Genomic DNA, 13482 nt, shown 5'->3' on the forward strand with positions numbered 1-13482 from the left:
CTTGGGAGGCAGGCACTCGCATGGCCCAGAAAAATGATGGTGCCGACAAAAGTGAACTGCCGACGCCCAAGCGGTTGCGCGATGCGCGCAAGAAGGGCGATGTCGCCAAGTCCAGGGATCTCGGCGCCGGGCTGCTGACGCTTGCCTGGCTGGTCTTGTTCCTTGCCGCCTCAGGTTATGTCGGCGGGGAGCTTGCCCGTCTCGCCACTGACATCATCGCCGGCGCGACGACCGTGCCGTTCGACCAGGCCGCCTCCGCGGCCGGCTGGGATGCGGTCTCCACGCTGGTGCGCATTTCGTTCGTCACCTTGGTGCCGGTCGCGCTGATCGCGACTTTTGCCGAGTTTCTCCAGGTCGGGCCGATCCTGACCACCGAAAAGCTGAAATTCGGGCTCGAGAAGATGAACCCGATCGAGGGCCTGAAACGCATGTTCGGCAAGGACGGATTGTTCGAGCTGGCCAAGACCCTGGTCAAGGTCGCGCTGATCTGCCTGATCGCCTGGATCGTGCTGCGGAACGCCCTGTCGAGCTCGACCCAATTGATCGCGCTCGCCGGAAGCTCGCCGATCGATTCGAGCGGCCCCGCGGCGGCGATGGCATCGCTCAGCCAGACCTGGTCGCTGACCCTGCAGATGTTCGCGATGGTGGTCTGCGTCTTCCTGTTCGTCGCGGTCGCCGACCGGCTCTACGCCAAGGCGAGCTTCATCAAGAAGATGAAGATGAGCCGGCGCGACATCAAGCAGGAGCACCGGGAGGATGAGGGCGACCCGCAGGTCAAATCGATGCGGCGCGAGATGCACCAGGAATGGGCCAACCAGAATGCGATCGGCGCGACGCGCGGGTCTGCGGCGTTGCTGGTCAATCCGACGCATATCTCGATCGCGCTCGACTACGATCTGGAGAGCTGCCCGGTCCCCGTGATCGCCGCCAAGGGGGCGGGTCCGCTCGCCGCGGCGATGCGCGCCGAGGCCGAGAGCGCGGGCGTGCCGATCATCCGTAACGTGCGTACCGCGCGCAGCCTGTGGGCGCGGGGCGAGATCGGCGAGATCGTGCCCGAGGACATGTTCGACGCGATCGCCGCGGTCATCCTGTGGGCGAGCAAGGCGCGGAGCGGCGAGGCGCCGATGTGGCAGGACATGGATGGGGCGGTGCGTCGCCCCGCGCTCGCCGCGGCCGAGTGAAACAGGAAGAATCGGGAGGACCATGGGTATCGGAGCCGTCTTGTCGTCGATCGTCGCGGTCGTGGTCGCGCTGGCCATCGTGCTGGGTATGGCCTGGGGCGCGATCTGGCTGCTGAAGAAGCTGCAGGATCGCCAACTCGGCGTCGCATCGAATGGCGAGGGTGAGCCGCCGATCCGTTTCCTGCGCTCGATGCCGCTTGGCCAGCGCGAGCGCGTGGTGCTGATCGAGGCGCGGGGCGAGACGATGCTGGTCGGCGTGACGACTGCCTCGATCACTCTGCTCGCGCGCTGGCCCGACGGCACCGTGCCGCCGCCCGGCCGGCCGCTGCCGGGGACCCTCAACTGATGGCGACGGCGCTGGCGCTCGACGGCCTGACCGATCTGCCGCGGCTTGATCCTGCGCACGCCGCGCTGGGCGCCGCGCTCTGCGCGGTGATCGGCGATGCCGGGTTCGACACCGCGATCCTGTGCAACGCCCAGCCGGCTGCAGCGTGGTTCGGTTGCGCCGATGGCGTGCGCTTCCGATTCCTGCGCTGCGACGGCCGCGCCGCGCTGCTCGATCCGGCGCGGACGGGCGATGCGGTGGCCTTGCTCGACCGGGCGGATCCAGTGCTGACGCGGCTGGAGCAGGCGCTCGAGCTGATGCTAGAGCCCGAGGCGCTCGACGAGGAGCGGGTGGGCAATGCCGTCATCGTCTCGTTCCGCGATGGCGGGGCCGCAGGCCTGATCGCGGTTCCGCTCGACCATACCGGGCGCGCCGGCTGGGAGGAACGCGCCCGGGCACTCGATCCGGTGACCGCGACCTTGCCGATGGTCGTGCGGCTGCTGGTCGAGGGGCCCCGGCTTGCCATTGCCGAGGCGGGCGATCTCGCGCCGGGCGATCTCGTGCTGCTCGCCCCGCGCCCCGGCGCGACGCTCGAGGCCGATGCCGGCCCCGTGCTCGCCGGACAATGCGATCTTTCGTCCGGAAGCTTCACCCCGCACCCCCAGGGAGGCCCGATGGCCGCTGACTCATCCGCCGCGCCGCGCGACTTCGCGGTGCCGCTCACCTTGCGCCTGCCCGACCGCATGACCAGCGCCGCGAGCCTGGCCGCGCTCAGGCCGGGCATGGCGCTGCCGCTCGGCCCGCTGACTGAGGGCATGCCGGTCGAGCTGCTCGTCGCTGGGCGTCCGCTTGCCCGGGGCGAGCTGATCCAGCTCGGCGACCGGTTCGCGGTGCTGATCGAGGAGCGCGCGCCGATCGACGACGGCATCGCCGAGCCGATCGAGATCGACCCCGAGGCAGCGGAAGCGCAGGCGTGAACCTGTCGGACTTCACGCCCGGCTCGGCGCTGATCACGGTCGTCCTGATCGCGCTCGCCCCCTTCTTCGCCGTGATGGTGACCAGCTTCACCAAGATCGCGGTGGTGCTCAGCCTGGTCCGCAACGCGCTCGGGCTGCAGCAGGTGCCGCCCAATATCGTGCTCAATGGCCTCGCCCTGATCCTGTCGGTGTTCGTGATGTATCCGACCCTGCAGAAGATGCAGGAGGCCGCGGCGATCGAGCGGCCCGCCGCGCCGACCATGCCGGGCGAGCCGCAACAAGCGGACAACCCGATCGAGAGCACCGGCGACATCTTCGCCACCGCCGACCGCGCCAAGGAGCCGCTGCGCGAATTCCTGGTCAAGCACAGCGACCCGCGCGAGCGGGCCTTCTTCCTGCGCACGCAGCAGCGCATCGGCGATCCGGCCAAGGTCCAGGCGTTGAAGGACAGCGACTTCGTGATCGTGATCCCGGCCTTTGTCGTGAAGGAGCTGAAGATCGCCTTCCAGATCGGCTTCCTGATCTTCCTGCCGTTCCTGGTGATCGACATGGTGATATCGAACATCCTGCTGGCGATGGGCATGATGATGCTGTCGCCGGTGACGATATCGCTGCCGTTCAAGATCCTGCTGTTCGTGCTGGTCGATGGATGGGTGAAACTCAGCCACGGGCTGGTGCTGTCCTATGCCTGAGCGCCGGGCATGAGCGACGATGTCGTCACGCTGACCACCCAGGCGCTGTGGCTGGTGCTGTTGCTGTCGGCGCCGCCGATCATCGCTGCGTCGGTGGTCGGGCTGCTCGTCGCGATCGTCCAGGCGGCGACTCAGCTGCAGGAACAGACGCTACAATATACGCTGAAGTTCTTCGCCATCGTGGTCAGCATCTTCGTCACCGCCAGCCTGATGGCGGGCACCCTGTTCAGCTATGCCGACGGGATCTTCTCCGGGCTGGCGGGCGTCGGGCGGTGATCGAGGCAGCGCCCCATAGCATCGGCGTGCCGCTGTTCGCGGCGATACCGTGGCTCGACCAGTTGCTGACCGTGGGCATCGCGTCGACGCGCTTCGCCTTCGCGTTCGTGTTCGTGCCCGTCTTCTCGCGCGAGGTGATGCCGACGACGGTGCGCAACAGCATCATCGTCACCTTCGGCCTCGTCGCGCTCGCGCTCCAGCCGCATTTCGCGCCGGCCAGCCTGAGTGCGATGGACTGGGCGAAGATGCTGCTGAAGGAAGCCGCTGCCGGGGGCATCATCGGGCTGTTCTTCGGCACGATATTATGGGCGCTCGCCGCGGCCGGGGAGATCATCGATACCAAGGTGGGCGCGACGATCGGCCAGCTGGTCGATCCGCTGAGCGGCACCACCACTTCGCTGACCGGCATATTGCTCGGCCGCTTCGCCGAAGTCGTGTTCGTCACCGCCGGCGGGCTGACGCTGCTCGTCGGCACGGTGATGGGCAGTTATGTGCTGTGGCCGCTCGGGCCGGGCGGGCTGCTGCTCGACATGCGCGCGGTGCAATATTTCGAAGGCGAGTTCGGGCGGCTGTTCGCGCTCGCCTTCCTGTTCGCGGCGCCGGTGCTCACCGTGCTGTACGTGATCGACGCGGGACTGGGTTTTCTCAACCGCTTCGCGCAGCAGTTCAACGTCTTCGCCCTGTCGATGCCGATCAAGGCGGCGGCGGCGACCTTCGTCCTGATCCTGACCCTGCCGCTGCTCGCTCAGGCCGTGCTCGCCGATCTCGGCACGCGCGAGCGGATCGCGGACGGCGTGCTCCAGCGCGTGGCGCAGCCGCAATGAACGCCTTGCAGCCCCATGCGCGGCCGACGCCGGCGCTGGCCGGAGACGGCGTCACCGATGCCGAGGAACTGGCCCGGCTGGTCGAGCGGCTGCGCGAGGCGGAAGCGAAGCGCGAGGCGCATGCCCGCGACATCGTGATCGGCGAGTTCAGCGTCACCGGCGCGCGGGTACCGCTGCTCCATATCGCCGGGCTGCAGACCTTGACCCGCAACGAGTCCGCGGTGCTGCGCTTCCTCGGCTGGGGGCGCGCCAATGGCGATATCGCGACCCTGCTCAACATGACCGAGAACACGGTCCGCACCCATATGAACAACGCGATCCGCAAGCTGGAACTGGACGGGGTCCGCGAGCTCAACAGCCTCGCGGGCCTGCTGTTCATGCCGCTCGAATGACGGAAACTGCGGAAAAACTAAGCGAATCGTTTAGGCCACCTAAACGAATCGTCGAGCGCGCGAGGCCGCGATCCGGGGCAATTTTCTCCCCGTCGCGGCGGACAGCCGCAACCGGCCAGCTCCCCGCAGGAGCGCGACATTCTGGAAGGAACGGTCATGAGCTTCTTGAGCGGTATCGCAGGTTCGCTAATCAATCCGGTCAGCCTCGCGCAGCTGGCCATGGGCCCGGCGGGCTGGGCCTCGCTGGCGGTGCGCACGATCGGCACGGCGATCGCCAAGGAAGTGATCGGTCAGCTAGGCCAGCAGCTGGGCCTGCCGCAGGGCGTGATCAACATGGCGCAGAACGCCTTCTCGGCGGCGACCGGCACGACCGGCGGCCCGGCGACGATCGCCGAGGCAGTGCAGGATCTGGCGCAGCAGTTCGGCCTGTCGCCGGCCCAGCAGGGCGAGCTGCAGCGCTCGGCCCAGCAGGACTCGCGCGACATGTACACGCAGCTGGCGGATGCCTTCAAGAGCGGCAAGGACATGGCCGAAGCGCGCAAGTCGCGTGGCAGCAAGGGCAGCGGCAGCTGGCTGCAGGCGATCGCCGATGCGATGGCCCAGGCGCTCGACAAGAAGGTCCAGGACATGGACAAGATGGCGCAGGCGCTCGACAAGCAGGGCAGCAACAAGTCGGTCAAGGCATCGACCGACCTGCAGGTCGCCGGCCAGGAATTCTCCTATCTGATGAATGCCAGCAGCACCGTCATCAAGACGATCGGCGAAGGTCTCAGCGGTATGTCGCGCAAGCAATAAGCTTCGCGGTTTTTAGTCGGGGGAGGGCGGGGTATCACCCGCCCTCCCTTTCCGTGTTTGTGTAAAGGAGGGTCCGATGAAACGCGCACTTGCTCTGGTCCTTGGTATCGCTGTCTTATCGCCGATGGCGGCGACGGCTCAGGACATGGCGTGGGGGACGATCATTCCCTCGGTGGCGGGGACCGACCAGCTCGGCATCGTGCTGCGCGAGCAGGTGCGCCGTCCTCCGCCGGGCCGCGTGGCGCGCCCGCGGATCGAGCCGCGCGACATGGGTGACGCGGTCGCGCCGAACCCGGCCGCGCTGCGCTACAGTCCCTCCAAGGCGCGCCGCACAGCGAACCTGGCGCGCTTCGTCGAGAAGACCCGCAAGGCCGACCCAGCCGGGGCGAAGGATCTCGCAACTCTGTTCGCGTCGGGCGATTTCATCGAGAAGGTCGCGCGGGCGATCGCGCCCTATGACCTGCATGTCGATAATGTCGCCGATGCCTATACCATCTGGTGGATCAACGCGTGGCAGGCGACGCGTGGGCGCAACGACACGCCGGGCCCGGTGGTGAAGGACGCCGTGCGGGTGCAGGCGGCGCGCGCGCTCACCGCATCGCCCGAATTCGCTGGATCGGGCGATGCGGCGAAGCAGGAGCTGGCCGAATCGCTGCTGGTCCAGGCAGCGCTGATCGACACCGCGGTCGAGCAGGCAAAGGGCGATCGGCGGCGGCTCGATGCCGTGGGTGCCGCGGTCGCCCAAGGCGCGCAGGGCATGGGGCTCGACCTGTCGACGATGGAGCTGACCGATCAGGGCTTCGTGCCGGCGCAGCGCGGGGCGGCCGAGCCCGCCGGGGACGGCACGCCCAGGGCGCTTACCGGCACCGCGCCGGGCAGTGCCGGATCGCCTCCCTATGGTCTGCTCGCCGCTGCCGGCGGCGCGGGCATTGGCGGATGGCTGGTGCTGCGGGCAATGGGTAAGAGGAACGGCTGAAGCCGGCTTCAGCGCTGCTCCGCCAGGGAGAAGATGCGCGTGGCGAGCGTCCATTTGGCGCCGTCGCGCGCCCAGGGCAGGGGGCGCTGGACCTGGTCCATCTGCGCTTCCCAGGCCTGGACGGCTGCATCGGCGGCATCCGCCGCTGCCTTCCCGGCGGGGTCGAAATCCGCGCTGGTCTCCATCACCATGACCAGGCGATTGCCGGTGCGGTAGATCTCCATGGCGGTGATGCCCGCGCGCCTGATGCTGTCGCCGATCGCCGGCGGCACGGCGCCCGCGGCGTGCCATGCCTCGTACCGCGCGATCGCTGCCGCCTCGTCGACAAGGTCGATCAGCAGGATGTGGCGCATCTAGTTGATCCAGCCGCCGTCGATGACATGCACCGCACCGGTGGTGAAGCTCGCCTCGTCGCTGGCGAGGTAGAGCGCCAGCGCGGCAATCTCCTCGGCGCGGCCGAGCCGGCCCATCGGCTGGCGCCCGATGAACGCGCGGTGCGCTGCTTCATAATCGCCGGTGTCGCGCAGCCGCTGCTGGAGCGAGGGCGTGTCGACCGTGCCGGGGCAGATCGCGTTGCAGCGGATGCCCCGGCCGACGAAATCGGCGGCGACCGCCTTGGTCAGGCCGATCACGCCGGCCTTGGTCGCGCCGTACGCGAAGCGATCGGGGATGCCCTTCACCGAGCTGGCGATCGACGACATGTTGACGATCGCGCCGCCGCCCTTGTCGAGCATGTCCGGCAGGAAGGCACGGATGGTGCGGTACATCGCGGTCATGTTGAGATCGATCGAAAAGGCCCAGGCGGCTTCGTCGCAGTCGAGGATGGTGCCGCCCTGCACCACGCCGGCGACGTTGAAGAGGATGTCGACCGGCCCGATCGTTTCACGAAGCGCCAGGATCGCGCCGGGATCGGTCACGTCGAGCGCGCGGCAATCGATACCGTCCAGCCCGGCCAGGGTGGCGGGGTCGCGATCGGTCGCGATCACGGTCGCGCCTTCCGCGGCGAACAACAGCGCCGAGGCGCGCCCGATGCCCTGTCCGGCGGCGGTGATGAGGGCGGTCTTTCCGGCTAGTCGCTGAGTCATGACGCCTCTTGTCGAAGGGGAGTGTCTGTCCGGTCGAGCGCCGTCCACAGCGCCTCGGGGATCGGCGTGGCCAGCCGTGCCAGCGTGTCACGCAATTGGGGGACGCCGACAATACCCGGGATCACCGTCGCTACCTGTGGATGGCGAAGCGGGAATTGCAACGCGGCGGCGGGAAGCGGCACGCCGTGCGCCGCGCAGGCTGCGGACAGCCGTCGTGCGCGCCCCAGAATATCGGGCGAAGGCGGGGCATAATCATAGTGCAACGCCCCGATGTCATCGAGATCGTCCTGCGCCAGAATGCCGCTATTGTACGGGCCGCCGATGATGACCCGGACACCGCGTTCGGCGCAGAGCTCGAACAGCGCCTCGGCACCGCGATCGAGCAGCGAATAGCGGCCGGCGAGCAGGATCACGTCCAGCTCGATGCGCGGCAGCAGGTCGAGGCAGATCGCGACTTCGTTGACGCCGATGCCGATCGCATCGACCGCGCCGGCATCGCGCAATGTGCGCATCGCGGCGTAGCCGCTGTCGAGAAAGGCGCGTCGGTGGTGCTCGTGCCGGTCGCCGTGAGTCACCGCGCCGAGGTCATGCGCGAGCAAAATCTCGATCCGGTCGCGGCGCAGGCGTTTCAGGCTCGCCTCATGCGATCGCCGGATGCCATCGGCACTATAGTCGAACACTGGCTCGAACGGATCGGCATCGACGAAGCCGTGCCGCGTGCCGCGTAAGGTGGTCGGCTCGAGCAGACGCCCGACCTTGGTCGAGACGATCGCCTCATGCCCGGCGAGCGCCGCTCCCAGCCGGCGCTCGGCCAGGCCGAAGCCGTAATGCGGCGCGGTGTCGAAATAGCCGATGCCGGCATCGAGCGCTGCAGTGACGGTCGCCTGCGCCTCCTCATCGGAGACGGCGCGATAGAGATTGCCGATCGCGGCAGTGCCCATGCCGAGGCGGGGGAGGGCGATGCTCATGCCCGCATCCGGGGATAGAAGGCGCGCGCGCTGCGGCCGAACACGGCATCGTGATCATGGACAGGGATCGCGTCCCGGGCGAGCGCCAGCCAGCCGGCATAGTCGCCGCGCAGGTTGAGCACCGGCCAGTCGCTGCCCCAGATCAGCCGGTCGCTGCCGAACAGCGCATGGACCGCGCGGATATAGTCCAGCACGGCCTCGGGCGGCTGCTCAGGCGCCGTCTCGGTCAGCAGCCCGGAAAGCTTGCAGGCGATCAGGGGATGCCGTGCCAGCGGCGCGATCGCCTCATGCCAGCGGTCGTAGGCGCCGGCCCCGATTTCGGGCTTGGCGGCGTGATCGATGACGATGCGCAGGCGCGGATGGCGCTCCGCGAGGCGGACGAGTGCGGCGAGGTGGCGCGGCCGGATCAGGGCGTCCAAGGTCAGGTCCCGGTCGGCCAGTGCCGTCAGCCCGGGATCCATCGCCGGGTCGTCGACGGCGTCGGCAGGCAAATCCTGCACCATCGCCCGAACCCCGACCAGCGGCCCCGCCGCGATCAGCGCGTCGAGCCCGGCTTCGATGTCAGTCGAGGCAAGATCGGCCCAGCCGACGACGCCCGCGACGAACGGCGAGGCAGCCACCTGATCCACCAGCCAGTCGGTATCGCGGTCGCTCTCCTGGCTCTGGACCAGGATTGCCGCAGTGATGCCGAGCGGCACCGCCAGCTGCTCGATCTCCACCAGTTCGTGATCTCGGTGGATCGCAGCGAGGTCGGCGGTCGGCCAGGTGCAGTCGTTGCGGCCGAGGCGCCAGATATGAACGTGCGCGTCGATCAAACCCGGTCGCCCAGATGGCTCCGCGCGAACAGCGCCACCACGGCGAAGCACAGCGCCGGCACCGCCATCGCGGCGCGGATCGTGCCGGCCTGGTCCGAAGCGACGCCCATCAGCGCCGTGATCACCGCGCCGCCGATGATCGCCATCACCACCAGCGATGCGCCGGGCTTGGTCAGCGGTCCCAGATCGCGCAGCGCCAGCACGAAGATCGTGGGATACATGACCGACATGAAGAAGCTGGTGGCGACCAACGCGGCGACGCCGACAGGCCCGCCGATCATGGTCGCGAGCAGGCAGAGCAGGGCATTGATCGCCGCGAAGCCGAGCATCAGCCGCGCTCCGCTGATCCGTGCAAGCAGCGCGCTGCTGACGAAACGGCCTAGCATGAACAGGGCGAGCGACGCGGTCAGCAACCACGCGGCATTGCGCTGGCCGAAGCCGGGCAGGGCCGCGTCAACATAGCGGATCAGGTAACTCCACACCCCGACCTGCGCGCCGACATAGAAGAATTGTGCGGCCACCCCGAAGAGATAGTGCGGCCGGCCGAGCAGGGCGCGATAGCCGGCAAGGCTGCCGGGCGCCGTCTCGCGCGGGCGCAGCGCCCTTGCCGGGAAACGGGTGATCGCCAGCAAAGCCGCCCAGCCGAGCACGACTGCGGCGATAAGCATATAAGGCAGCCGCACCGCCTGGGCGTCCGCGATGGCGGATTGAGCGCTGTCGCCGGCGGGCAGGATCAGCAACGCGCCGAGCGTCACCCCAGTGATCGAGCCGAGCGGGTTGAACGCCTGGGCGAAAGTCAGCCGCCGTTCGGCGCTCTCTGGCGGTCCAAGCTCCGCCACCATCGGGTTCGCCGCAGTCTCGAGAAAGGCAAGACCGCTTGCGATCACGAACAAAGCGAGCAGGAAAAAACTATAGCTGAGCGCGGTCGAGGCCGGCCAGAACAGTAGCGCCCCCAGCCCGAACAGGCCGAGACCGAAGATCACCGCCGCCTTATAGCCGAAGCGCTGCATGAACAGGGCGGCCGGGATCGCGAAGCAGAAATAGCCGAGGTAAAAGGCCGACTGCACCAGCCCCGACTGGAAGTCGCCGAGCGAGAAGACATGGCGGAAATGCGCGATGAGAATGTCATTGAGGTTGTTCGCAACGCCCCAGAGGAAGAACAGCCCGATCACCAGGATCAGTGCGCGGCGGCTGGTGGTATCGGCGGGGTCCGAGGGGGCGGTGATCGGCGCGGCCGTTCCGTCGATGGTGGCGCCTGACAAGGGCATGCTCGTTCCTCCCCATGCCCGCTCGCCGGTCGCGGCGGCGGGCTTTGAGTCGTGATAGCCGATCGTGCCGTCATTGTGAAATGTGAAACTCGTTTTCACCAGTGATTAAATACATTGCGGAGCACAGCGCGCCTGCCCTATCAAATGCGACGCTGATCGCGCATCCAGGCGCGGCGAAGGGAGAGATGGGGATGGCCGAAATATCCCGCCGCGCCGTGCTGCAAGGCGGAGCGACACTCGCGCTGCTGCCGGGCGCCGCCGTGGGCCAGCCCTTTGCCAGGGAGGAGACAGTACCTTTGTGGCCCGGCGTGATTCCGGGCGATCGCGGCACCGTGATCCGGCCGAAGAATGACGACCAGTCCAAGGATCCGGCGCATCCCGATCGCTGGCTGACTGGAGTCGACCGCCCGGTGCTGGTGGTGTGCCGACCGGCCCGGCCCAATGGCGCGGCAGTGCTGGTCGTGCCGGGCGGGAGCTACCGCTTCCTTGCCTATGACAATGAGGGCACCTCGCAGGCGCGCTGGCTCAACGAGCGCGGCGTGACGGCCTTCATCCTGCGCTACCGCCTGCCAGTCGAGGGGTGGAATGGCCGCAGCGAGGTGCCGCTCCAGGATGCCCAGCGCGCAATGCGGATCATTCGCGCCGGGTCGCAACGCTTCGGGATCGATCCCGCACGGGTTGCGGTGCTGGGATTCTCCGCGGGCGGACACCTCGCCGGGTCGCTCGCAACGCGGCATGCCGAACCGCTCTACAAACCAGTGGATGAGGCCGACCGGCTGCCGGCGCGCCCCGATCTTGCCGCGCTGATCTATCCGGTGCTGTCGATGGCCGCTCCCTTCACGCATATCGAATCGCGTGACGATCTGCTGGGCGAGGGCGCATCGGTCGCCGAGCGGGAGCGCCATTCGATCGAGATGCGGGTCGACGCGCAGACGCCGCTCACCTTCCTCGTCCATGCATCGGACGATGGGCTGGTCCCGGTCCAGAACAGCCTGGCACTGTATTCAGCCTTGCTCGCCGTAGGGCGGCCGGCGGAGCTGCATGTGTTCGATGAAGGCGGGCATGGCTTCGGCGTGCGCGTGCCCCAGAGCTTGCCCGTGATGAGCTGGCCGCGGCTTCTTGCTACCTATGCGACGCGCAAGGGCGTGTTCCCGGCATGAAGGCGCTGGCCTGGCTGGTAGCCGCGCTGGCGATCGCGGCGCCGGTGTCGGCGCAGGACCATTATCAAAGCTCGCCCCAACGGCGGATGGTTGTGGAGAAGGACTGGGGCCCCTGGCTCGGCCCGTTTCGCGCGAAGCTCGTGCCGAGCCTGATGCAGGATTTCGGCGAGCGCTATCTCTATGCCACGGCGAACCGGGCGCTGCCGCCGCCCCGGTCGGGCGAGCATCGTGTGGTGTTCCTCGGGGATTCGATCACGGATCTTTGGGACCTGTCCAAGGCCTTTCCCGGCAAGCCCTATGTGAATCGCGGTATCGGAAGCCAGGTCACCGCGCAGATGCTGTTGCGCTTCCATCAGGACGTGATCGGGCTGCATCCGTCGGCGGTGGTAATCCTCGCCGGGGTCAACGACCTGAACGGCGTGCTGCAGCGGGAAACCGAGCAGCAGATCGAGGCCAATTACGAGGCGATGGCCGACCTCGCCGACCGGCACGGCATCGCGGTCGTGTTCGGATCGGTCATGCCGGTGAACAACTATACGGACAATGCGCGCGACATGCTGAAGGAGCGCGATCCGGCCATGATCCGCGCGCTCAACGCCTGGCTGAAGGCGTTCTGCCGGACGCGCGGCTATGGGTTCGCCGATTATCATGCCGCAATGACCGACGAGCGGGGGTTGCTGCAGCGCGAGTTGACGCGCGATGGCCTTCATCCGCTGGCGAACGGCTATGCCCGCATGGTGCCGATCGCGCAGGCGGCGATCGATCGCACCCTTGCCCGCAAGCGCCGCTGAACGGCGTCACGGCTTCCCCGCCAGCGAGCGGGCGAGGTGGCTGGTCAGGTCGCGGCGCTGCTCCGGGGTGAGCGTGCCGAACACGCCGCGCACATGCTCGGGCAGATGGCCGGCGGGATCGCCGTTCGCGTGGAAGACGAGATGATCGAACATGCCTTTCCAGATCGCGCGGCGGCCCTCGGGCAGATCGCTCATCGCGAGGATCCCGTGGAGCAGCGTGTTCAACGGTGACGTCGCTTCGCGGATGTCATTCCACCAGTAATTGATCAGCACGCTCAGCGGATCGAGCGAGCGCACCGCGTGCCACCAGAAATAAGGGATGTAGATCGCATCGCCGGGTGCGAGCTCCGCCGTCTCCGCTGCCTCAAGCGCCTGGGCAAAACGCGGATAGCGATCGAGATCGGGCGCCTCGACATCGACCATGCTGACCGGCGCGCCCGCCGGCGTCATCTCGAGCGGGCCGACATAGAGGTTGGCGATCTGATCGGGCGGGAACAGCGTGAAGCGCCGGCGCCCGCCGACGACGCAGGCGATATTGTCGTTGGAATCATAATGGGTCGCGACCTGGATGGCGTTGCCGATCCAGATCCTCGGGCGCACGTCGGGCAGAAGCGGCATCGGATTGGCGTCGGCAAAGGCAGGGAGCACCTCATCGGTCGGCGCCGACTGCATCGCGATGGCGAGCGGTTCCGCGGTGGCCGCCTGGTGAAGCAACTGACCGACGATATCGGTCACTCGGGCGTCGTGGCGCCCGAAATTGAACCCGGTCATGTCGTCGCGGTAGAAGAAGCGGGCGCCGATCGCGGGCGCCCCGACCACGCATCCCGCCGTCCTGCCGCTGTCCATCGCCGAGAGATAGCGAGCGAGCTCTGCTGCGCCGCGCCGCCCTTCGGCGACGGCTGGCCAGTCGGCGACCAGCCCGCGCAGGACGACGGGTCGCGCGTCGGCGATCACTGA

General features: G+C 68.0%; 17 protein-coding genes. 11 read left to right on the forward strand and 6 right to left on the reverse strand.

The window, feature by feature from the left end:
- Positions 1-20: 20 nt before the first annotated feature.
- From WC729_RS28895 to WC729_RS28935, 9 genes are all read left to right on the forward strand, one after another.
- Positions 21-1181 carry a flagellar biosynthesis protein FlhB gene (locus tag WC729_RS28895; RefSeq protein WP_372858227.1) on the forward strand — a complete coding sequence of 387 codons (1161 nt, stop codon included), beginning with the start codon at positions 21-23 and terminating at the stop codon, positions 1179-1181.
- A 22-nt stretch (positions 1182-1203) separates the two neighbouring features.
- Positions 1204-1527, forward strand: a complete 324-nt coding sequence (gene fliO, locus WC729_RS28900) for a flagellar biosynthetic protein FliO (protein WP_372858229.1) — start codon at positions 1204-1206, stop codon at positions 1525-1527.
- On the forward strand, positions 1527-2483 hold the full coding sequence (locus tag WC729_RS28905) for a FliM/FliN family flagellar motor C-terminal domain-containing protein (RefSeq protein WP_372858230.1): 957 nt from the start codon (positions 1527-1529) through the stop codon (positions 2481-2483). Before fliO ends, WC729_RS28905 begins: the two co-directional genes overlap by 1 nt.
- Positions 2480-3175, forward strand: a complete 696-nt coding sequence (gene sctR, locus WC729_RS28910) for a type III secretion system export apparatus subunit SctR (protein WP_372858231.1) — start codon at positions 2480-2482, stop codon at positions 3173-3175. The genes WC729_RS28905 and sctR overlap by 4 nt, the downstream gene beginning before the upstream one ends.
- Positions 3176-3184: 9 nt before the next feature.
- The gene (gene sctS / locus WC729_RS28915) at positions 3185-3451 is read left to right on the forward strand and encodes a type III secretion system export apparatus subunit SctS (RefSeq protein WP_372858233.1); all 267 of its coding nucleotides are present in this window, start codon (positions 3185-3187) and stop codon (positions 3449-3451) included.
- Entirely contained in the window at positions 3448-4275 is an 828-nt protein-coding gene (gene sctT / locus WC729_RS28920) for a type III secretion system export apparatus subunit SctT (protein WP_372858234.1), read from the forward strand. The genes sctS and sctT overlap by 4 nt, the downstream gene beginning before the upstream one ends.
- Positions 4272-4667, forward strand: coding sequence for a helix-turn-helix transcriptional regulator (locus WC729_RS28925; RefSeq protein WP_372858236.1), 396 nt, complete (start codon positions 4272-4274; stop codon positions 4665-4667). The genes sctT and WC729_RS28925 overlap by 4 nt, the downstream gene beginning before the upstream one ends.
- Before the next feature lie 156 nt (positions 4668-4823).
- Positions 4824-5462 carry a hypothetical protein gene (locus tag WC729_RS28930; RefSeq protein ID WP_372858237.1) on the forward strand — a complete coding sequence of 213 codons (639 nt, stop codon included), beginning with the start codon at positions 4824-4826 and terminating at the stop codon, positions 5460-5462.
- A gap of 124 nt (positions 5463-5586) precedes the next feature.
- Complete coding sequence (locus WC729_RS28935; protein ID WP_372858239.1) at positions 5587-6438, forward strand: DUF6683 family protein; 852 nt, start codon at positions 5587-5589, stop codon at positions 6436-6438.
- Positions 6439-6446: 8 nt separating this feature from the next.
- On the opposite strand, the gene WC729_RS28940 is transcribed toward WC729_RS28935, so the two are convergent.
- From WC729_RS28940 to fucP, 5 genes are read right to left on the reverse strand one after another with little or no spacing between them, the layout of a single operon-like run.
- Complete coding sequence (locus WC729_RS28940) at positions 6447-6791, reverse strand: L-rhamnose mutarotase (protein ID WP_372858240.1); 345 nt, start codon at positions 6789-6791, stop codon at positions 6447-6449.
- Entirely contained in the window at positions 6792-7523 is a 732-nt protein-coding gene (locus WC729_RS28945) for an SDR family oxidoreductase (RefSeq protein ID WP_372858241.1), read from the reverse strand. It lies immediately after the preceding gene.
- A complete protein-coding gene (locus tag WC729_RS28950) occupies positions 7520-8491 on the reverse strand; it encodes an aldo/keto reductase (RefSeq protein WP_372858243.1) in 972 nt (323 codons plus the stop codon). The genes WC729_RS28945 and WC729_RS28950 overlap by 4 nt, the downstream gene beginning before the upstream one ends.
- Positions 8488-9306: an amidohydrolase gene (locus WC729_RS28955; RefSeq protein ID WP_372858244.1), complete on the reverse strand. Its 819-nt coding sequence runs from the start codon at positions 9304-9306 to the stop codon at positions 8488-8490. Before WC729_RS28955 ends, WC729_RS28950 begins: the two co-directional genes overlap by 4 nt.
- Positions 9303-10673 (reverse strand): L-fucose:H+ symporter permease, encoded by a 1371-nt coding sequence (fucP, locus tag WC729_RS28960; RefSeq protein WP_372858246.1) that lies wholly within the window; start codon positions 10671-10673, stop codon positions 9303-9305. Before fucP ends, WC729_RS28955 begins: the two co-directional genes overlap by 4 nt.
- A gap of 92 nt (positions 10674-10765) precedes the next feature.
- On the opposite strand from fucP, the gene WC729_RS28965 reads away from it, so the two are divergent.
- Positions 10766-11734, forward strand: a complete 969-nt coding sequence (locus WC729_RS28965) for an alpha/beta hydrolase (RefSeq protein ID WP_372858247.1) — start codon at positions 10766-10768, stop codon at positions 11732-11734.
- Entirely contained in the window at positions 11731-12525 is a 795-nt protein-coding gene (locus WC729_RS28970; protein WP_372858248.1) for a GDSL-type esterase/lipase family protein, read from the forward strand. The genes WC729_RS28965 and WC729_RS28970 overlap by 4 nt, the downstream gene beginning before the upstream one ends.
- A 6-nt stretch (positions 12526-12531) precedes the next feature.
- Here the strand turns inward: WC729_RS28970 and WC729_RS28975 are convergent, their stop codons facing one another.
- A complete protein-coding gene (locus tag WC729_RS28975) occupies positions 12532-13479 on the reverse strand; it encodes a cupin-like domain-containing protein (protein ID WP_372858250.1) in 948 nt (315 codons plus the stop codon).
- Positions 13480-13482: the final 3 nt, after the last annotated feature.

Source organism: Sphingomonas sp. (assembly GCF_041661825.1).
In the GTDB taxonomy this organism is placed as follows: Bacteria; Pseudomonadota; Alphaproteobacteria; order Sphingomonadales; family Sphingomonadaceae; genus Sphingomonas.